17 protein-coding genes are annotated in these 18,777 nt (G+C 60.8%); 10 read left to right on the plus strand and 7 right to left on the minus strand.

The window, feature by feature from the left end; all coding sequences use genetic code 11:
- Positions 1-10 precede the first annotated feature (10 nt).
- Together hyi and gcl are read right to left on the minus strand one after the other, a co-directional pair.
- Positions 11-793, minus strand: coding sequence for a hydroxypyruvate isomerase (hyi, locus tag AB7933_RS10570; RefSeq protein WP_024074281.1), 783 nt, complete (start codon positions 791-793; stop codon positions 11-13).
- A gap of 10 nt (positions 794-803) precedes the next feature.
- Positions 804-2,579: a glyoxylate carboligase gene (gcl, locus tag AB7933_RS10575; RefSeq protein ID WP_024074282.1), complete on the minus strand. Its 1,776-nt coding sequence runs from the start codon at positions 2,577-2,579 to the stop codon at positions 804-806.
- Between the two features lie 256 nt (positions 2,580-2,835).
- Between gcl and AB7933_RS10580 the strand changes: the two genes are divergently transcribed.
- The gene (locus tag AB7933_RS10580; protein WP_024074283.1) at positions 2,836-3,276 is read left to right on the plus strand and encodes a GlcG/HbpS family heme-binding protein; all 441 of its coding nucleotides are present in this window, start codon (positions 2,836-2,838) and stop codon (positions 3,274-3,276) included.
- 118 nt (positions 3,277-3,394) lie between these two features.
- On the opposite strand, the gene AB7933_RS10585 is transcribed toward AB7933_RS10580, so the two are convergent.
- Positions 3,395-4,000, minus strand: a complete 606-nt coding sequence (locus AB7933_RS10585) for a TetR/AcrR family transcriptional regulator (RefSeq protein WP_024074284.1) — start codon at positions 3,998-4,000, stop codon at positions 3,395-3,397.
- 301 nt (positions 4,001-4,301) lie between these two features.
- Here AB7933_RS10585 and AB7933_RS10590 point away from each other — a divergent pair, with 301 nt between their 5' ends.
- The 7 genes from AB7933_RS10590 (at position 4,302) to AB7933_RS10620 (ending at position 12,159) form a co-directional block, all read left to right on the plus strand.
- The gene (locus AB7933_RS10590; protein ID WP_024074285.1) at positions 4,302-5,318 is read left to right on the plus strand and encodes a LacI family DNA-binding transcriptional regulator; all 1,017 of its coding nucleotides are present in this window, start codon (positions 4,302-4,304) and stop codon (positions 5,316-5,318) included.
- Between the two features lie 147 nt (positions 5,319-5,465).
- A complete protein-coding gene (locus tag AB7933_RS10595; RefSeq protein ID WP_024074286.1) occupies positions 5,466-6,290 on the plus strand; it encodes an inositol monophosphatase family protein in 825 nt (274 codons plus the stop codon).
- Between the two features lie 61 nt (positions 6,291-6,351).
- The gene (locus tag AB7933_RS10600) at positions 6,352-7,722 is read left to right on the plus strand and encodes an MFS transporter (RefSeq protein WP_024074287.1); all 1,371 of its coding nucleotides are present in this window, start codon (positions 6,352-6,354) and stop codon (positions 7,720-7,722) included.
- A 105-nt stretch (positions 7,723-7,827) separates the two neighbouring features.
- Positions 7,828-8,547 carry an oligogalacturonate-specific porin KdgM family protein gene (locus AB7933_RS10605; protein WP_024074288.1) on the plus strand — a complete coding sequence of 240 codons (720 nt, stop codon included), beginning with the start codon at positions 7,828-7,830 and terminating at the stop codon, positions 8,545-8,547.
- A gap of 16 nt (positions 8,548-8,563) precedes the next feature.
- Positions 8,564-9,841, plus strand: a complete 1,278-nt coding sequence (locus AB7933_RS10610; RefSeq protein ID WP_024074289.1) for a histidine-type phosphatase — start codon at positions 8,564-8,566, stop codon at positions 9,839-9,841.
- A gap of 69 nt (positions 9,842-9,910) precedes the next feature.
- Entirely contained in the window at positions 9,911-11,197 is a 1,287-nt protein-coding gene (locus AB7933_RS10615) for a histidine-type phosphatase (RefSeq protein WP_041160877.1), read from the plus strand.
- Positions 11,198-11,244: 47 nt separating this feature from the next.
- The gene (locus tag AB7933_RS10620) at positions 11,245-12,159 is read left to right on the plus strand and encodes a DUF808 domain-containing protein (protein WP_069075579.1); all 915 of its coding nucleotides are present in this window, start codon (positions 11,245-11,247) and stop codon (positions 12,157-12,159) included.
- 55 nt (positions 12,160-12,214) lie between these two features.
- On the opposite strand, the gene AB7933_RS10625 is transcribed toward AB7933_RS10620, so the two are convergent.
- From AB7933_RS10625 to AB7933_RS10635, 3 genes are all read right to left on the minus strand, one after another.
- A complete protein-coding gene (locus AB7933_RS10625) occupies positions 12,215-13,003 on the minus strand; it encodes an MlaA family lipoprotein (RefSeq protein WP_024074292.1) in 789 nt (262 codons plus the stop codon).
- Entirely contained in the window at positions 12,996-14,294 is a 1,299-nt protein-coding gene (locus AB7933_RS10630) for a serine protein kinase PrkA (protein WP_024074293.1), read from the minus strand. Before AB7933_RS10630 ends, AB7933_RS10625 begins: the two co-directional genes overlap by 8 nt.
- Before the next feature lie 123 nt (positions 14,295-14,417).
- A complete protein-coding gene (locus tag AB7933_RS10635) occupies positions 14,418-15,380 on the minus strand; it encodes an IS30-like element ISPpu17 family transposase (RefSeq protein ID WP_004577240.1) in 963 nt (320 codons plus the stop codon).
- Between the two features lie 219 nt (positions 15,381-15,599).
- On the opposite strand from AB7933_RS10635, the gene AB7933_RS10640 reads away from it, so the two are divergent.
- Positions 15,600-15,968, plus strand: coding sequence for a hypothetical protein (locus AB7933_RS10640; protein WP_024074294.1), 369 nt, complete (start codon positions 15,600-15,602; stop codon positions 15,966-15,968).
- A gap of 66 nt (positions 15,969-16,034) precedes the next feature.
- Here the strand turns inward: AB7933_RS10640 and AB7933_RS10645 are convergent, their stop codons facing one another.
- On the minus strand, positions 16,035-17,588 hold the full coding sequence (locus tag AB7933_RS10645) for a glycosyl hydrolase family 17 protein (RefSeq protein ID WP_024074295.1): 1,554 nt from the start codon (positions 17,586-17,588) through the stop codon (positions 16,035-16,037).
- A gap of 332 nt (positions 17,589-17,920) precedes the next feature.
- Here AB7933_RS10645 and AB7933_RS10650 point away from each other — a divergent pair, with 332 nt between their 5' ends.
- The gene (locus AB7933_RS10650) at positions 17,921-18,772 is read left to right on the plus strand and encodes a glycine betaine ABC transporter substrate-binding protein (protein ID WP_024074296.1); all 852 of its coding nucleotides are present in this window, start codon (positions 17,921-17,923) and stop codon (positions 18,770-18,772) included.
- Positions 18,773-18,777: the final 5 nt, after the last annotated feature.

Here is an 18,777-nt window from a genome sequence, read left to right on the forward strand (position 1 = left end):
GTGGTGCCTGTCAGATGGCGTTATGGGTTTTGAGCCAACCCAAACCCGCTTCGGTGGTGGTCAACGGCTTGTACTCACAGCCCACCCAACCCTGGTACCCAATCCGATCCAGATGTTCGAACAGGAAGCGATAGTTGATCTCCCCAGTCCCCGGCTCATTACGCCCCGGGTTATCCGCCAGCTGGATATGGTTGATCTCACCCAGGTGCGCGGCCATGGTGCGGGCCAGATCACCTTCCATGATTTGCATGTGATAGATGTCGTATTGCAGGAACAGGTTGGCACTGCCCACCTGCTCGCGGATCGATAGGGCCTGGGCGGTGTTATTCAGATAGAACCCTGGAATATCACGGGTATTGATCGCCTCCATCACCAGCTTGATGCCCACTGCTTGCAGTTTGTCGGCGGCGTACTTGAGGTTGGCGACAAAGGTTTTTTCCAGGGTTGCATCATCAACGCCCTGGGGCCGGATACCCGCCAGGCAGTTGACCTGCGTATTACCCAGCACCTGGGCATAGGCGATGGCCAAGCTGACCCCCGCGCGGAATTCCTCGACCCGATCCGGGTGGCAGGCCAGGCCGCGTTCGCCCTTGGCCCAGTCACCGGCCGGCAGGTTGAACAGCACTTGGGTCAGGCCATGGGCATCCAGCTGCGCCTTGATGTCGGCTGAGCTGAACTCGTAGGGGAACAGGTATTCCACCCCACTGAAGCCTGCCTCGGCAGCGGCTTTGAAGCGAGCAAGAAAGTCCTGTTCGGTAAACAGCATGGACAGGTTGGCGGCGAAGCGCGGCATAGGGTTCTCCTTAATCGAGCAGGGAAATGGCGGTCGGCGCATCATTGCCGACCAAGGCCAGGTCTTCGAATTCATTGACGGCGTTGATCTCGGTGCCCATGGAAATATTGGTCACGCGCTCCAGAATAATCTCAACGATCACCGGGACCTTGAATTCTTCGATCATCGCCTCGGCCTTGCGCAACGCCGGCGCAATCTGGCTCGGCTCGAACACGCGCAGGGCCTTGCACCCCAGGCCTTCGGCAACCGCGACGTGGTCCACGCCATAGCCGTTGAGTTCCGGGGCGTTGAGGTTGTCGAAGGACAGCTGCACGCAGTAGTCCATTTCAAAGCCACGCTGGGCCTGGCGGATCAGCCCCAGGTAGGAGTTGTTCACCACCACGTGGATGTACGGCAGCTTGAACTGCGCGCCCACGGCCAGCTCTTCGATCATGAACTGGAAGTCATAGTCGCCGGACAGCGCCACCACTTTGCGGCTCGGGTCGGCCTTGACCACGCCCAGCGCTGCCGGGATGGTCCAGCCCAATGGGCCAGCCTGGCCGCAGTTGATCCAATGGCGTGGCTGGTAGACGTGCAGGAATTGCGCGCCGGCAATCTGCGACAGGCCGATGGTGCTGACGTAGCAGGTGTCTTTGCCGAACACCTGGTTCATCTCTTCGTACACCCGTTGCGGCTTGACCGGCACGTTGTCGAAGTGGGTCTTGCGGTGCAGGGTGGCTTTGCGCTGCTGGCAATCATGCAGCCAGGCGCTGCGGTCCTTGAGTAAGCCTGCGGCTTTCCACTCGCGGGCCACTTCGATAAACATCGTCAGGGCGGCGCCCGCGTCGGAAACAATACCCAGGTCGGGGGTGAAGACGCGGCCGATCTGCGTCGGCTCGATGTCGACGTGAATGAATTTACGCCCCTGGGTGTACACCTCCACCGAGCCCGTGTGGCGGTTGGCCCAGCGGTTGCCGATGCCCAGCACCACATCTGACTTGAGCAGCGTGGCATTGCCGTAACGGTGGGAGGTTTGCAGGCCGACCATGCCCACCATCAGCGGGTGATCGTCCGGGATGGTGCCCCAGCCCATCAGGGTCGGGATCACTGGAATGCCGGTCAACTCGGCGAACTCCACCAGCAGCTCGCTGGCGTCGGCGTTGATCACGCCGCCACCGCTTACCAGCAGCGGGCGTTCGGCCTGGTCCAGCAGTGCCAGGGCTTTCTCCACCTGGATGCGTGTGGCCAGGGGTTTGGCCAGGGGCAGTGGCTGGTAGGCGTCGATATCGAATTCGATCTCGGCCATCTGCACGTCGAACGGCAGGTCGATCAGCACCGGACCGGGGCGGCCGGAGCGCATTTCGTAGAAGGCTTTCTGGAACGCGTAGGGCACCTGGCCGGGTTCCAGGACGGTGGTTGCCCATTTGGTCACCGGCTTGACGATGCTGGTGATGTCCACGGCCTGGAAGTCTTCCTTGTGCATGCGTGCCCGCGGCGCCTGGCCGGTGATGCACAGGATCGGGATCGAGTCGGCCGAGGCGCTGTAGAGGCCGGTGACCATATCGGTGCCCGCCGGGCCCGAAGTGCCGATGCACACGCCGATATTGCCGGCCTTGGTGCGGGTGTAGCCCTCGGCCATGTGCGAGGCGCCTTCAACGTGGCGAGCAAGGACGTGATCGATGCCACCCACTTTCTGCAAGGCCGAATACAGTGGGTTGATCGCGGCGCCTGGGATACCGAAGGCGGTGTCCACGCCTTCACGGCGCATCACTAAAACGGCGGCTTCGATTGCTCTCATTTTGCTCATTGTTTTTGTGCCTCTTGCGTTTTGTAATTGTATACAAGTGGTGTTTGTCCAAAGTGTATTCACGGCGAGCGACATAGGTCAATGCATTTTATGTGCGGTCCTTTGCGTTCGTCGGAAGGCAGTTTTTCGACGGATGGAGGGTTTGTTAAGAAATATTGTATACAATAAATAAAATAATTGTGTTCTATTTGTTTGATCGAGCATCTGATCAAACAGACCTCCACGGCGTTACCCATAACAAGATAAGGACGGCACCATGAGCGCTTTAACCTTGAAAATTGCCACCCAACTGGCCAGCCAGGCCCTTACCGCTGGCCGTACGATTTCAGCCGCGCCGCTGACCATCGCGGTACTGGACAGCGGCGGTCACTTGATCACCTTGCAACGGGAAGACGGTGCCAGCCTGCTGCGCCCGCAAATCGCCATCGGCAAGGCCTGGGGGGCGATCGCCTTGGGCAAAGGCTCACGCCTGCTGGCGCTGGATGCGCAGCAGCGCCCGGCGTTTATCGCGGCGTTGAACAGCCTGGGGCAGGGCAGCGTGGTGCCGGCACCGGGCGGGGTGTTGATTCGCGATCAGGCGGGGTTGGTGTTGGGGGCGATCGGGATCAGTGGGGATACGTCGGATATTGACGAGCAGTGTGCGATCACGGCGATCGAGGGGGTGGGGTTGATGGCGGATGCGGGGGTGTCAGCTTGAGGATTGGGTGACTGTCAGGGCCTCATCGGGGGCAAGCCCCTCCCACATTTTGAACTGCGAACATGGTCAAAATTGTGGGAGGGGGCTTGCCCCCGATTGGCCCAGGCCCCCCGGTGTATCAGTCCGGCTCACACCCCTTGAGCACCAACCGAATAATCGTCTGCGCCGCGGCTTCATAATCGGCCTCATCCAGCTTGGCTTTGCCGGTCACCGCCGAGATCTGCCAGTCAAAATCCGCATATGTCTGCGTCGCCGCCCAGATGCTGAACATCAGGTGATTTGGATCGATCGGTGCAATCAACCCGCGATCCACCCAGCTCTGGATGCAGTCGATATTGTGCTTGGCCTGGGCGTTGAGCTGTTCAACCTGCTCGGTGCTCAGGTGCGGGGCGCCATGCATGATTTCGCTGGCGAACACCTTGGAGGCGAACGGCAGGTCGCGGGAGATACGGATTTTCGAGCGGATGTAGTTGCTGAGCACCACCGAAGGCTCACCCTCGGGGTTGAACGGCGTGGAAGCCGCCAGGATCGGCTCGATAATGCTCTCGAGCACCTCGCGGTAGAGGTTGTCCTTGGACTTGAAGTAGTAATAGACGTTGGGCTTGGGCAACCCGGCCTTGGCGGCGATGTCGCTGGTCTTGGTCGCGGCGAAGCCCTTGTCGGCAAACTCCTCGCTGGCCGCCCGCAGGATCTTTTCTTTGTTGCGCTCGCGAATGGTGCTCATAAAGTGCTCAGTCTCACAGATACTGTTTTTTTTTGACGGCGTCTGTTGCCGCCATTCTGCGTCGCCGCTCCTCCCCCTAGCGAGCTATGAGTCGTCGCGGCTCCTTGCCTGACGACAACAGCCACTCGCCAAAAGAGAAACGTATCTATGAAACTGAGCACGGGATGTTTCCTTGCCAGGACAGGCGGTCGGGCATGGTAGCACCGGCTTCGCGCGAGCCTCAAGAATGCGCCATTGCCGCGCTTTCCCTGGGCTGCGTTTGCCATTACCGTATCGGCTCTTTTGCAGTGGGCGATTGCCGATGGACACCTCTGAAAAAAACGTGATTACGTCCCTGGATGTGGCCCGGCATGCCGGTGTTTCGCGCTCGGCGGTGTCGCGAACGTTCACCCCGGGTGCCAGCGTGGCCCCCGCCACCCGCGAAAAGGTGCTGGCCTCGGCCAAGGCCCTGGGTTATCAGGTCAATATGATTGCCCGCACCATGAACAAGGGCAGCAGCAACTTTGTCGGTGTGGTCACTGCCGGTTTCGACAGTGCGTTTCGCGCCAGCCTCTTGAGCCCCATCGCCCATAGCCTGAGCCGTCGTGGCTTGATGCCCTTGTTGATGAATGCCGATGACCCGGCGCAGCTTGAGCAGTCGTTGCATGCGTTGCTCAGCTACCAGATTGCCGGGGTGATCCTGACCTCGGCCTCGCCGCCGTTGTCGGTGGTCCAGCATTACCTGGATCGGCAGATTCCGGTGGCGATGATCAACCGTGGCCATGAACTGGCCGGGGCTGAAGTGGTGGGCAGTGATAACCGCGCCGGTGGGCGTATGGCTGCCGATGCCTTGCTCAAGGGCGGCGCGCGGCGCCTGGCGTTTGTGGGCCAGGGCGCGCATAACTTCAGCAGCCGCGAGCGCTGGCTGGGGTTTTCCCAGCGCCTGGCCGAGGTGGGGGTCGAGGCGCAGACGGTGTTTAATGAAACCCCGGGTTATCAGGGCGGCATGCAGGCGTTGCTGGCGTTGTTCAGCCAGGGGGAGGGACCGGACGCGATCTTCTGTGCAACCGATATGCTGGCACTCGGGGTGATGGACGCATTGCGCTTTACGTTGCACCTCCAGGTGCCGCAACAGGTGCAGGTGATCGGCTTTGACGATATCGCTCAGGCTGCGCAATTGGCCTACGACCTGACCACCGTGCGCCAGGACAGTGTGCAACTGGCGCAACGCGCCGTCGGTGCTATCGTCGCGCGGGGGGAGAACTTCATGCGGGTCGCTGAATTCGAGCCGGTGCCTGTGACCTTGATCGAACGCGGCACGACGAAAATTCAGAAATAAAATTTCAATAATAGCTTGAAGAGAAAATTTATTTCGTGTTGTATGGGCAGTAATCGGTGAATGGCCGGCCTCCCCAAAAAGGCGTGCCTTCACTTTTTTTTCCCGAACGATTGCACACGTGTGCAATCGACGCTGAAGGTAAGGCTTATGACACAAGCAGAGACATTACCGCGCCTCGATCATCTGGCCGCGCGTTACGCGCTGGTGCGTCAGGTCGCGATGGAAGCCGCGCGGCGTGGCATGACGTATTACCAGCAGCGCGAGCAATTGCATGTTGAACATAAAGGGGCTGTCCCCCAGGACGTGGTCAGCATCGCCGACCGCGAGTTGGAGGTGTTTATCAAGGCGCGCCTGGCCGAGCAGTTTCCCGAGGATGGCTTCGTGGGCGAGGAGGGCGGCGCGGCCGGCTTGCAAGCGCGTTGTGTGTGGGTGGTCGACCCCATTGACGGTACCAGTTGCTTCGTCAATGGCCTGCACACCTGGTGCGTGTCCATCGGCCTGCTGGTGGACGGTCAACCCTGGCTCGGTGCCGTGGCCGACGCCAACCACAACGAGCTGTTCCACGCCTGCCGCGGCCTGGGCGCCTATGTGAATGACACGCCGATCCGGGTCAGCCCGGCCGCCGATATTCGATACGGTGTGACCGGCGTCGGCACCTCCCACCGGCGTGGCAAGGAGCACTTCATCCCGTTTCTCACTGGCTTGCTGGAGGGCGGCGGCATGTTTATTCGCAATGGTTCCGGCGCGCTGATGATCGCCTACGTCGCGGCTGGGCGCCTGGTGGGCTACTACGAAACCCATATCAACAGTTGGGATTGTGCGGCGGGGTTGGTGCTGGTCAGTGAAGCCGGTGGCCGTTGCAGCGATTTCCTGCGCGGTGATGGTCTGCTCGGCGGCAACCCGTTGCTGGTGGCCAGCGCCCAGGTGTACCCGCAACTGGCCGAGTTGATCGGCCCGTCACTGGAGGCTTGAGCCCTTTTTACGATCTGCGTTTGAACGTACAGCGAATAATAACAATAGGAGACTGTCCGCCATGAATTCCCTGCTGTCCTTGTTCCATGCCGCGCCTGCGCGACCTCTGGTGGCCGACCCCGATGGGCGACGTTTTCGCCGGGTGCGTTGGCTGACCTTTTTATCCATGTCCCTGAGCTATGCGCTGTTCTACGTGTGCCGGCTGTCCTTCAATGTGGCCAAGCCGGCGCTGGTGGGGCAGAACCTGCTCAGCCCAACGCAACTGGGCATGATCGGTTCCGCGCTGTTCTTCACCTATGCCGTGGGTAAGCTGGTCAACGGCTTCCTGGCCGACCATGCCAATGTGCGGCGCTTCATGATGCTCGGGTTGTTGATCAGCGCGGTGGTCAACGCCTGCATGGGCCTGACCACCAACGCGATCATTCTCACCCTGGCCTGGGGTCTGAACGGTTGGGCCCAGTCCATGGGCGTGGGGCCGTGCGTGGTGTCGTTGTCGCGCTGGTACGCCGACAAGGAGCGCGGCACGTTCTATGGCTTCTGGTCGATTGCCCACAGCCTGGGCGAGGCGTTGACCTACATCGCAGTCGCCGCCGTGATCGTCACCTGGGGCTGGCAGTACGGCTATTTCCTGGCGACTGCCATGGGCGTGCTCGGTATGTTGCTGATCTACCTGTTCATGGCCGACTCGCCGCAGAGCGCAGGCTTTGCAGAAGTGGACGGTGGCCGCGAAGAAGTGCTGTTGAAGACCGTCGGCAAGTGGGGCGCGCAATTGGCACTCCTGAAAAATCCGGCGCTGTGGCTGCTGGCCCTGGCCTCCTGCCTGATGTATATCGGCCGCTATGCGGTGATTTCCTGGGGCGTGTTCTTCCTTGAAAACGCCAAGGGCTACAACACATTGTCGGCTTCGGCGCTGATCTCCATCACCGGTGTATTCGGCATTGTCGGCACGGGCCTCAGTGGGCTGGTGTCCGATCGCTTCTTCGATGGCCGGCGTCATGGCCTGGCGATCCTGTTCGGCTTGATGAACAGTGCGTCGCTGGGGATGTTTCTGTTCCTGCCTGGGGGCCACTACTGGCTGGATGCGCTGGCCATGATGTTGTTCGGCCTTTCCATGGGCGCGTTGCTGTGTTTTCTCGGCGGCTTGATGGCCGTGGACATTGCCGCCAAAAGCGCAGCCGGTGCAGCGCTGGGCATGATCGGCATTGCCAGCTACGCCGGGGCAGCGGCGGGCGAGATTCTCACCGGGGTGTTGATCGAACACGGCACCACCCTGGCCCAGGACGGCAGCAAGCTGTACGACTTCCATACCCTGTCGCTGTTCTGGCTGGGCGCTTCGCTGATTTCGGTATTGATGACCGCGCTGTTTTCCGGGCAAGTTCACCGCCGTAAACGAAAACAACAGCTTTTGATCGATACCCCGTTAACTAACTGACTACCTCTTGGTTTCACCCGTTCCGAGTCATCGGAAGCCGTACCGCTGTGCGCGTAAAACAGCAAAGTTGTCGTGTCATCCACAATAAAAATAACAGGTAAAAACATGAAGAAATTGAGCGCTGGACATCATAAGAAAGCATTAAGGCGATATTCGTTTATTGGTCTGGTCATTGCCTCTAGCACCACCCAGGCGCTGGAACTGGACTACCAGCACCAGTATTCGGAAGTGGAGCGTGAGCATAAGGACAAGGTGATGCTGACCCAGGCCCTGGACAATGGCCTGGCGTTCTCCTTCGAAGCGGTGATGGCCACCGCGCCTGACAGCGACGGCCAGCCGGGCAAGGCGTTTTCGCGGCTGACCAAGGACGAACTCAAGGCCAAGGTCAAGTACAGCCACAAGTTGGGGGCCAAGTGGAAGGTCAAGCCCAAGTTCACCTATGCCGACGGCAAGGATAAGAAATCCTATAAGCCGTCGTTGAAAGTATCCTATGCCATCACTGATAAGTTCTCCATTACCCCGGGGTATTACCACAAACTCACGCGGTATGACGAAGAGGGCAAGGCGGATAAACACGACGATGCGCTGGAGTTGGGCGCCAAGTACAAGTTTGGCCTGTTGTCGGTCGGTGTCGGGCGCAAGCAGATATACAGCAATCAGATTGTCTTCGACGGTACACGCCAGAATTACAGCAATAAGCTGCTGTTCGAATACAAACTCACCAACTACTTGACCCCATACCTGGAAGTGGCCGACGTGTATGTCGATAAGAACACTGACCAGCGCCAGGCCCGCTACCGCGTGGGCTTCTCCTACGAATTCTGATGAAAGGAACCTGAGCATGACCCTATTCAATCGTATGGGCCTGGCTGCGGCTGCGCTGACGCTATGCACCGGCCTCCAGGCTGCCGAAGCCAGCCATTACGTGCTGGAAAAAGCCGTGCAGGTCAGCCGCCATGGCGTGCGCTCACCCACCGATACCGACAAGCTGGTCAAAGCCACCGGCCGTGCCTGGACCCCATGGCTGGTGCAGGATGGCGAACTGACCGGCCATGGCTACCTGGCCGCCAGTTACATGGGCGCCTGGCAAGCGGCGTATTACCGCGATGCCGGCCTGTTGGCCAGTGGCTGTCCGCAAGCTGGGAGCCTGGTCGCCGTGGCCAGTCCCAAGCAGCGCACGCGTTCCACCGCCGCCGCGCTGCTCGATGGCATGTTCCCCGGCTGCGGTGAAAAAGCCCTTGCACGCAACAAGCCAGACCCGTTGTTCCAGACAGATGAAATGCCTTTCGCCAAGATCGACCCGGCCATCGCCAAGGCCCAGATCCTGCAAGCCCTGGGCGGTAACCTGCAAGCCGCCGAGGAGCGCCTGCGCCCGGACCTGGAGCGCCTGAAAAACGCGGTGTGCGAAGTGGGCAAGGCGTGCCCGTTCTTCGACACGCCATGGGCCTTGAAAGAAGGGGATGGCGGGCGGTTCAAGATCAAGGGGCTGGATAAGGCGTCGTCGATGGCCGAGACCATTCGCCTGCAGTACAGCGAGGGCATGCCCCTGACCGATGTCGCCTTCGGCCATGCTCGCGATGCTGCGCAAGTCTCGGCCCTGGGGCGTCTGCACCGGGCCAAATACGACTTCATCAACGACACGCCGCACATTGCCAGCCGTGGCGGCTCGCAGTTGATGAACCAGATTGTGCTGGCCCTGGAACAGGGCACTCCCTTGGAGAAAAATGATCCGCTGGGCAACCCGCCGCCGGCGCGCCTGTTGATGCTGGTGGCCCACGACACCAATATCTCGCACCTGCGCACGATGCTCGGGTTTACCTGGCAACTTGGCGAGTATCAGCCGGGCAATATCCCGCCCACCGGCACCTTGGCGTTCGAGCGCTACCGCGACACCCAGACCGGTGAGCGCTTTATCCGCACGCGGTTTATCACCCAGGGCATGGATCAGATACGCGCCCTGCAACGTCTGGGGCCTGAGCATCCACCGTTGCAAGCCGACTTCGATCAGCCAGGCTGCCAGCACACCGCTGTTGGTACCCTGTGCCCGATGGCGCAGTTTGTCGAGCGCACGGGTCGCGCCATTGACCGCACGGCGCTGACCGCTTACCGCTATCCCTGATCCGGCATGGCCATTCCCGTTCGTCCAGCGTGGGAATGGCCCTCCGTAGACCCGACACAGGACACCGTTATGTTCGCTTGCTTCGTACGATTGACCCCCTTGTTACTGGCCGGTCTGGTTTCACTCCAGACCCAGGCCGCGCCCGCCGACGGTTTTGTGCTGGACAAGGTGGTGCAGGTCAGCCGCCACGGCGTACGCCCGCCCACCGACAGTGCGAAACTGGCCAAGGTCACCGGTCGCGGGTTGCCCAATTGGTCGGTGCCGGATGGGCATTTGACCGGCCACGGTTACGCAGCGGCCGTGGAGATGGGCCGCTATCGTGGCCAGGTCTTGCGCGCCGCCGGCCTGCTGCCCAATGGCTGCCCGGCGCCCGGTGAAGTGTTTGTGCGCGCCAGCCCCCTGCAACGCACCCAGGCCACGGCGTCGGCGTTGCTCGATGGCCTGTTTCCTGGCTGCGGGTTGCAACCGAGCGTGGTGCAGGGCGATAAGGATGCGCTGTTCCAGGCCGACAAAATGCCTTTCGCTCGCCTGGACCCGCAGCGCGCTGAAGACAGCGTGCTGGCCCGCATGGGCGGTAGCGTGGCCGGTGCTCAAGCCCGTTACCACGAGGCTGAACAGCAATTGCGCAAGGTGATCTGCGGTACGTCCGGCGCGTGTGCCTACGCGGCTGAGCCTTGGCAATTGACCCAGGATGAAGACGGTCGCCTGGCGATCAAGGGGTTGAACACCCAAGCCAACCTCGGCGAGACCTTTCGCCTGGAGTACAGCGAAGGCTTGCCGCTGGATCAAGTCGCCTTTGGCCATGGGCGCAGTGCGCAGCAGGTGTCTCAACTGACTGCGCTGACCAAGGCCAAGTACGACTTCATCAACGACAGCCTGTACATCGCCAGCCGCGGTGGTTCGCAACTGATGAACCAGATTTCCCTGGCGCTCAAACAAGGCACGCCACAGGCCGCGCCAGACCCCCTGGGCATGCCGCCCGACGCGCGTTTCACCCTGCTGGTGGCCCATGACACCAATATTTCCTACCTGCGCACGCTGCTGGGGTTTCGCTGGACCCTGGGGGACTACTTGGAGGGCAATATCCCGCCGGTGGGCAGCCTGCAATTCGAGCGCTACAAGCAGGTCGCGAGCGGGCGCTATTTCCTGCGGGTGGCGTTCGAGGCGCAGTCCCTGGAGCAGATTCGTCAGTTGACGCCGTTGTCGATGTCTCAGCCGCCGTTACACGCCGATATGGCCGGTGCTGAGGGCTGTGTCGACACAAACGCGGGCGTACTGTGTCCATTAGCCAGTGCCTTGCAACGGCTGGATCGAAACATCGATCGCACCGCGCTGACGCCTTACCACTATCCATAACCCCCCGAGCCTCCTATCCTCGGCAAAACTTTTCCGAGGAGCGGAACATGGCAGGAAGCAGCTTACTGGTACTGATCGACGACATCGCCGCCGTCCTCGACGATGTCGCCCTGATGACCAAGATGGCCGCCAAGAAGACCGCCGGCGTGCTCGGCGATGACTTGGCGCTCAACGCCCAGCAAGTTTCCGGTGTGCGCGCCGAACGGGAAATTCCGGTGGTGTGGGCGGTGGCCAAGGGCTCGTTTATCAACAAGTTGATCCTGGTGCCCACTGCGCTGTTGATCAGTGCCTTCGCGCCCTGGGCGGTGACGCCGTTGTTGATGCTCGGCGGCGCCTACCTGTGTTTCGAAGGCTTTGAGAAACTCGCGCATAAATTCCTGCACAGCAAAGCTGAAGACCAGGCCGAACACACGCAATTGGTCGAAGCCGTGGCCGACCCGGCAACCGATCTGGTGGCCTTTGAAAAGGACAAGATCAAAGGGGCGATCCGCACCGACTTTATCCTCTCGGCGGAAATCATCGCTATTACCCTCGGCACCGTGGCCGATGCGCCCTTGATGCAACAGGTGATCGTGCTGTCGGGCATTGCCATTGTCATGACCATCGGCGTCTACGGACTGGTGGCCGGTATCGTCAAGCTGGATGACTTGGGCCTGTGGCTCACCCAGAAGCCCGGCCAGATGGCGCGCAGTATCGGCGGCGGGATCCTGCGGGCGGCGCCGTACATGATGAAGAGCTTGTCGGTGATAGGGACGGCGGCGATGTTCCTGGTCGGCGGCGGCATCCTGACCCATGGCGTGCCGGTGGTGCATCACTGGATCGAGGGCGTGAGCCAGAGCACCGGTGGATTGGCGTGGTTGATGCCGACGTTACTGAATGCGGTGGCGGGGGTTATCGCTGGGGCGCTCGTATTGGCGCTGGTCAGCGTGGTGGGCAAGATCTGGAAAGCGCTCAAGGCATAAATCGCCGACACAAAAAAAGGCCATTCAATCGAATGGCCTTTTTTGTCGGCGTTATTTACTCGGCAATCTGCAACTTGCGTGATTCGGTATAGATGTAGCGCACCTTCTCGTACTCGAACGGCGAGTTCATCTGACCGTAGCGGAAGCTGGTCTGGTAGCGCTTGTCCACGGCACGCAGGGCCCAGATTTCCGGGTGGTTGGAGCTGACTTCGGAGACGTTCAGGAAGTTGATCTCGGTTTCGGCACCGTAGTCGACGATCAGGCCGGTGGTGTCGCGCAGGTTCGACGGGCCGAAGATCGGCAGCACCAGGTAGGCGCCGCCGGGTACGCCGTAGAAGCCCAGGGTCTGGCCGAAGTCTTCGCTCTGGCGCGGCAGGCCCATGGCGGTAGCCGGGTCCCACAGGCCGGCGATGCCGATGGTGGTGTTGAGCAACAGGCGCCCGGTGGTTTCCAGGGAGCGATGGCCCTTGAGCTGCAACAGGCTGTTCAACAGATTGGGGACGTCGCCCAGGTTGTTGAAGAAGTTGCTCACGCCGGTCCGCAGGAAGCTTGGGGTGACGTAGCGGTAACCGTCGACCACCGGCAGGAACACCCATTGGTCGAAGCGGTAGTTGAAGTGGTAAACGCGGCGGTTCCACGACTCCAGCGGGTCATACACGTTGAGTGCAGTGAGCGACGAACGCTCGAACTCGCGCTGGTCCAGGCCCGGGTTGAACTTGAGTTTGGTCAGCGGTTCCTTGAAACCGTCGGAATCTACTACGGTCGGTGTGTGGGCCTTGCTGTTGTCGGCATTGGCCACGCCTGCGCACATTAAAGCGGCGAGCAGAAGAAGATATTTAGCCACGGAAGAACTCCAGCATGGCGTCGGCGTTGACGCGGTAATTGAGGTTGCCGCAGTGGCCGCCCAGTGGGTAGACGGTCAAGCGATCGCCGAAGGTTTTACGCAGGAAACCGAGGTCGCCGGGGCCCAGGATCACGTCGTCGGCATTGTGCATGACGGCAATTTTCGGGCTGTCGTGCAGGTAGTCCTTGAGGGCGTACAGGCTGACCTGGTCAACCAGTTGCAACAGACTGCCGCCATCGGAGCGGGCGCGCCACATCGGGATTACCTGCTCAGTGAGGTAGCAGTCGAAGTCGCATTGCAGCGCACGCTTGAGGAATGGCGTGAGGCTGGTGCCTTCGGTGATCGGGTACTTCGGCGGGATGATCAGGCCGCGGCGGTTGATCAGGTCCGAGGTGAAGGCGATGTCGGCCGCCGAGAAGCGAAACGAGGTGCCGATCAGCATGGCCATCTGTTCGTTGGTCAGGTGCTGCTTGGAGTTCTGGAAGTCGTAGAGCAGGGCATCGTTGAGGTCGATGTAGCCCTTTTGCTGGAAGTAGCGGGTCAGTTTATTCAGCACCAGCTCATAGAAAGTGGTGGTGTTGTTGATGCCCTTGACCTCGGTCTGTACCAGCTTGTCGAGGTTGGTGACCGAGGTATACAGGTTGACCGGTGGGTTAAGCAGCAGCACTTTCTTGAAGTTGAAGCTGCGACGGGTCTCGTCGAGCTTGCTGACAAACGCCGCGTCCAGGGCGCCAAGGCTGTAGCCGGTAAGGTAGAAGTCGGTCACCGGCAGCGAGGCGTTCTGTGCGCGCACGGCCTGCATCACGCGGTACATATCTTCGGCATCTTCCTGGCTGATGCCGGGGGTGGCGAAGCGCGAAGCCGAGGCGATGAAGTCGAAGCTGGTCGGCGAAGACAACTGCACCACATGGTAGCCGGCCTGGTAATACAGCTTTTTCAGGTACTCGTTGATGCTGCTGTCAAAGCGCGCGCCGGTGCCGGCGATCAGAAAGATCAGCGGCGCGGCGCGATCCTGCTTGGCGATGCGGTAGGTCAGTTTCTTCACCGCCCAGAAATTGTCGGGCAGGCTGAATTCGCGCTCGGGGCGCATGTTCAGGGTGTAGTCGGACTGGTTGATCTCGTCGTCGGTCGGCAGTTTGGGCCGAAGGTCAGGCGGGGTGGTGGCGATGGTCGCTTCGAACGGGTTCGTCAAAGGGAAGCCATAGCTGGCTTGGTCAATGTCGACGGCCAGTGCTGACGCACTCAAAAATAGGCTGCCCAGCAAGGCAGCACAGCGCAAGGAACGGAGCATGACTTAATCCCTAAGAGGAAACGTGCTGAATGAAGTTCGCAGGCTATGACCACCGCGTTGCCACCGAAGTGCCAGCCTTCGGCACGAAAAGTCGGAAAAAAACGTCGGAATCGGGGCCTGAATTCAACACATAAGTGCAACGCTCACCCCTGTATGCACTTCGTACGGCGTCTTCCAGCCCAAGCGCTTGCGCGGGCGTAGATTGATCCTCGCTACTGTCCGATTGACGGCTTCGACGGTCAGCTTGCTGAAGTCGCTGCCCTTGGGGAAATACTGGCGGAGCAGACCGTTGGTGTTTTCATTGGTGCCACGTTGCCAGGATGAATAGGGGTCTGCAAAAAAGACCTGGCACTGGCTCCGTAGCGCGATGCGTTCATGCCCGGCAAACTCCCTTCCGTTATCCAGCGTCAGCGTGTGAGCGGCATGGCCCTGAAGCATCAGATTGATCGCCCGCGTTACCTGCCGGCGCGTTCTGCGCTTGACCGGATAGGCGCTCAGATAGCCGCTTTTGCGATCAACCAGGGTCACCAGGTTACCGCCCAGTCCATGTACCGTATCGCCCTCCCAGTCCCCCAGGCGCTCGCGGCTTTCGACCTCGGCTGGGCGTTCACTGATTGACACGCGATTACGCAGCTGCCCGCGCCGATCGTGGCTTCCATAGCGTTTCCGGTAGCGCTTTCGGCGATGTCGCAGATAGGTATAAAGCTCACCACCGGCGCGCTGTTCGGCGGCAATGAACCGATAAATCCACTCATGGCTGACCGCCCGGCTTGGCTGCTCCTGCTTCAACCGCTGGGCGATCTGCTCCGGACTCATGCCATGCTTGAGCCACACCGGGAGATGATGGCTGAGCCATGTCGCCGGCTTGCAAAACTTGCGCGCACCCGCTCGACGAGCATCACTTTCATGGGCCGCAGAAACAGCCTTGTAGATATTCTGGGTGCTGTTGCGGCGAACCTCGCGACTGATCGTCGAGGGATGCACGCCGACCCGCTTTGCAATGCTCGCCTGGCTCTCTGCGGCGCTCAAGCCAGCCTCAATCTGGTAACGTTGTCCCTGAGTCAGCTGCCGGTAATGCGTAGTCATCTGCGCTTGAATCCTTCGGTGTGAGAGCCTGGATTCTACCGGTGGCTGGCTCTCTGCCTCTCGTTTCAAGCGTTGCGCTTATTCTATGAATTCAGGGGGTAATAGTCGGCAGACGATACACTTTGCCACGTATTGGTGAACACTAATTGTGTGTATGTATCTTGCTAACGGCCGCTGGCGCATTAAGCTGAGCGCCGTTTTTGCCTTTCGGAGTGCCCCATGTCCCGCCGCTTGCCGTTGATCCTGCTGCTTATCGCCCTGCCGTTATGGCTGGCTGCCAGTTATGCCGCACGTTACGGCTTCATGGAGGATGGCCAGTGGGTTGGCATCTGTGCCGATGAGGCCAGCCGTTGGGAATGCCAGGTGCGGTCGAACCTGGGCTTGATGATTCACTTCAAAGTGATGGGCTGGGCTGCGTTGGTGACCTCGGTGCTGGCGTTTTTCGTGCCGGGTCGTGCGGGGTGGGGCTTGGCCGTGTTGGGCCTGGTGTTCGGGTTCCCGGCCCTGGCGTTGTACAACACCACGTTTGCGGTGTTTGCGGTAGTGATTGCGGGGTTGCGGTTGGTCAGGCAGCCGCGGGGCGCCTGATAGGGCTGATCCGAAGCGTAGCCCCCTCCCACATTTGTAAGGAGAGGGCGACAGCCGATGGCGGTCTTAAGCCTTGCGCATCCGCAAGCACCGCCACAAGGCCACTACCATCAACACGCTGACCAGCGCCCAGCCCCATGCCTGCTGGTTGAACAGCCCTTCGCGGTACAGCTGCGGCGCAATGCCGGCACCGATGATAAAGGTCAGCAGGGCAATTTCCCGGCGCGGCCCGGTCACTGGGCGAACCAGATAGACCAAGGCGGGCAGTACCAGCGCGGCACTTGGGAAGCTGCGATAACGTGGGTCGAACACCAGTGCCAGCATCATCACCGCGCCCGCGAACCCGGCCGTCGCCACCAGCCAACCGGCGCGGTGCTCCAGCCAGTCGAAGGCACGCGCGCGCCAACCATGGCGAGTGCTCAGGGCCAGGGCGGCATGGGCCAGCACCAGCAGGTTCAGCGCCACCAGCAAGCCGGCCCATACCCACTCATCATTAAAGCGTGCGGTCACGCGGGTGAGTTCGGCCCAGGTGCCGATAGAGCAGGCCGCGACGCCCCCCAGCAGCGGCAACAACCAGGCAGCGCGGGTGCTGCGGACGCGGCCACCGAGCACCAGGGTACCCAGCAGGATAAGCCCGCCCATGCCCAGCCATAGTGGCCAGTACGGCACATTGGTCACCGGGCCAGCAAGGATGCCCTTGTCCTGGCGATCCGCATCGAACAGGCCCCAGTAACCGCCTACGGCGCCTTCGCTGGCGCGCTTCCACGGTTGGTCGAAGGCTTCGATCAGGTTGTAGCGCCAGCCGTTGGCCTCAGCCATGGCGACAAAACCACGCATGAACTTGGCTTCATTGACTCGGCTCGGCACGGCGGTTTCGCGCTGGCGGCCTTCGCTCGGCCAGCCGGTCTCGCCGATCATCACGTCCTTGGGGGCGAACTTATTGCCGAAGGTCTGGCGCACATCCCCTACATGCTTGAGCGCCTGGTCGATGCCCGACGGGTCATCTTCCCAGTACGGCAGCAGGTGAATGGTCAGGAAATCCACCGCCGGGGCAATTTCCGGGTGTTGCAGCCAGAACTCCCAGACATCGGCGTAGGTGACCGGCTGCTTGATCTGGCTTTTGACTTTATGGATCAGCTTCACCAACTGCGCGGCGGTGACTTCCTTGCGCAGCAGGGTTTCGTTGCCGACGATCACCGAGGTCACCACGTCGGCGTTGGCATTGGCCGAGGCGATCAGGGCGTCGACTTCTTTCTCGGTGTCGACGGGGTTGCTGTTGACCCAGGCGCCGATCATCAACTTCAACCCATGCTTGCGCGCCAGGTCCGGCAAGGCTTCCAGGCCGGTCATGGAATAGGTGCGGATGCATTCGAAGCGGGTGGCGAGCAGGGCCAGGTCGGCGTCCATGCGCTCGGGGCGCAGCGTGAACGGCTGGTCGAACGGCGATTGGTCCTTGTCGAATGGCGTGTAGGACGCACATTGCAGCTTGTGGCTGGCGCTGGCGACGTCCGGCAGGACCACCGGCCGGCCGAGGCCATACCAGTAGCCGACAAGGGCAAGCACGGCAAGGATCAGGGCGAAGCAATAGGGCAGGGCAGGGAAGCGGGCATTGGCGGGCATGGTCGGCTTATCTGGGGGAGCAAAGGCGCGCATCTTACCCGGATTTAGCCCGTCCCAGTGCAGCAGCATAATTTTGACATGCAAAGTTCGGGCGGGATTGTGGCGCTATGTCCTACAAAATGACTTGCTGGCGATGTGATGTCGTTTCTTGCTTACCTGAGGTCGCGGACAGAGCAGGTCGAAGATTGGCGCAGGTTGATGATCGAAGTGTCAGCACTCCACTGATGTCGCAACAGCCGAATCGATGCGCGTGAAGGGGGCGCGGTGCACCACATAACAACAGGTTGACGTCGCTCGGCATCCGTCGGGCGCAGCACTTTCGGGGAAGTACTATGAAGATGCGACGACTCTTGGGCGCAGCTGCCACTCTGGTAGTTGCGATGGGCTCCACACTGGCCAGCGCCGACAGCAAGACCCTGAGCATCGGCTACGTGGACGGCTGGTCCGACAGCGTTGCCACCACCCATGTGGCGGCAGAGGTGATCAAGGAAAAGCTCGGTTATGACGTGAAACTGCAAGCGGTCGCCACCGGGATCATGTGGCAGGGTGTGGCCACCGGCAAGCTCGACGCCATGCTCTCCGCCTGGCTGCCCGTGACGCACGGTGAGTACTGGGCCAAGAACAAGGACAAGGTGGTCGACTACGGCCCCAACTTCAAGGATGCGAAGATCGGCCTGATCGTGCCGGAGTACGTCAAGGCCAAGTCCATCGAAGACCTCAAGACCGATACCACCTTCAAGAACAAGATCGTTGGGATTGACGCCGGTTCAGGCGTGATGCTCAAGACCGACGAAGCCATCAAGGCTTATGGTCTGGACTACAAGCTGCAAGCCAGCTCCGGCGCCGCAATGATCGCCGAACTGACCCGTGCCGAAGACAAGCAGGAATCCATCGCGGTCACCGGTTGGGTGCCACACTGGATGTTCGCCAAGTGGAAACTGCGTTTCCTGGACGATCCAAAAGGGATTTATGGTGCTGCTGAAACCGTCAACAGCATCGGCAGCAAGGGCCTGGAGAAGAAAGCGCCGGAAGTCGCGGCCTTCCTGAAGAAATTCCAATGGGCCTCCAAGGACGAAATCGGCGAAGTCATGCTGGCCATTCAAGAGGGCGCCAAGCCTGATGCAGCGGCCAAGGATTGGGTTGCAAAGCACCCTGAGCGTGTAGCCGAGTGGATCGGTAAGTAACAGAC

The organism is Pseudomonas gorinensis (assembly GCF_042015035.1).
In the GTDB taxonomy this organism is placed as follows: Bacteria; Pseudomonadota; Gammaproteobacteria; order Pseudomonadales; family Pseudomonadaceae; genus Aquipseudomonas; species Aquipseudomonas gorinensis.

Coding starts and splice junctions, on each gene's coding strand:
- hyi (WP_024074281.1), bottom strand. CDS start 793: ATGCCGCGCTTCGCCGCCAACCTGTCCATGCTGTTTACCGAACAGGAC.
- gcl (WP_024074282.1), bottom strand. CDS start 2,579: ATGAGCAAAATGAGAGCAATCGAAGCCGCCGTTTTAGTGATGCGCCGT.
- AB7933_RS10580 (WP_024074283.1), top strand. CDS start 2,836: ATGAGCGCTTTAACCTTGAAAATTGCCACCCAACTGGCCAGCCAGGCC.
- AB7933_RS10585 (WP_024074284.1), bottom strand. CDS start 4,000: ATGAGCACCATTCGCGAGCGCAACAAAGAAAAGATCCTGCGGGCGGCC.
- AB7933_RS10590 (WP_024074285.1), top strand. CDS start 4,302: ATGGACACCTCTGAAAAAAACGTGATTACGTCCCTGGATGTGGCCCGG.
- AB7933_RS10595 (WP_024074286.1), top strand. CDS start 5,466: ATGACACAAGCAGAGACATTACCGCGCCTCGATCATCTGGCCGCGCGT.
- AB7933_RS10600 (WP_024074287.1), top strand. CDS start 6,352: ATGAATTCCCTGCTGTCCTTGTTCCATGCCGCGCCTGCGCGACCTCTG.
- AB7933_RS10605 (WP_024074288.1), top strand. CDS start 7,828: ATGAAGAAATTGAGCGCTGGACATCATAAGAAAGCATTAAGGCGATAT.
- AB7933_RS10610 (WP_024074289.1), top strand. CDS start 8,564: ATGACCCTATTCAATCGTATGGGCCTGGCTGCGGCTGCGCTGACGCTA.
- AB7933_RS10615 (WP_041160877.1), top strand. CDS start 9,911: ATGTTCGCTTGCTTCGTACGATTGACCCCCTTGTTACTGGCCGGTCTG.
- AB7933_RS10620 (WP_069075579.1), top strand. CDS start 11,245: ATGGCAGGAAGCAGCTTACTGGTACTGATCGACGACATCGCCGCCGTC.
- AB7933_RS10630 (WP_024074293.1), bottom strand. CDS start 14,294: ATGCTCCGTTCCTTGCGCTGTGCTGCCTTGCTGGGCAGCCTATTTTTG.
- AB7933_RS10635 (WP_004577240.1), bottom strand. CDS start 15,380: ATGACTACGCATTACCGGCAGCTGACTCAGGGACAACGTTACCAGATT.
- AB7933_RS10640 (WP_024074294.1), top strand. CDS start 15,600: ATGTCCCGCCGCTTGCCGTTGATCCTGCTGCTTATCGCCCTGCCGTTA.
- AB7933_RS10645 (WP_024074295.1), bottom strand. CDS start 17,588: ATGCCCGCCAATGCCCGCTTCCCTGCCCTGCCCTATTGCTTCGCCCTG.
- AB7933_RS10650 (WP_024074296.1), top strand. CDS start 17,921: ATGAAGATGCGACGACTCTTGGGCGCAGCTGCCACTCTGGTAGTTGCG.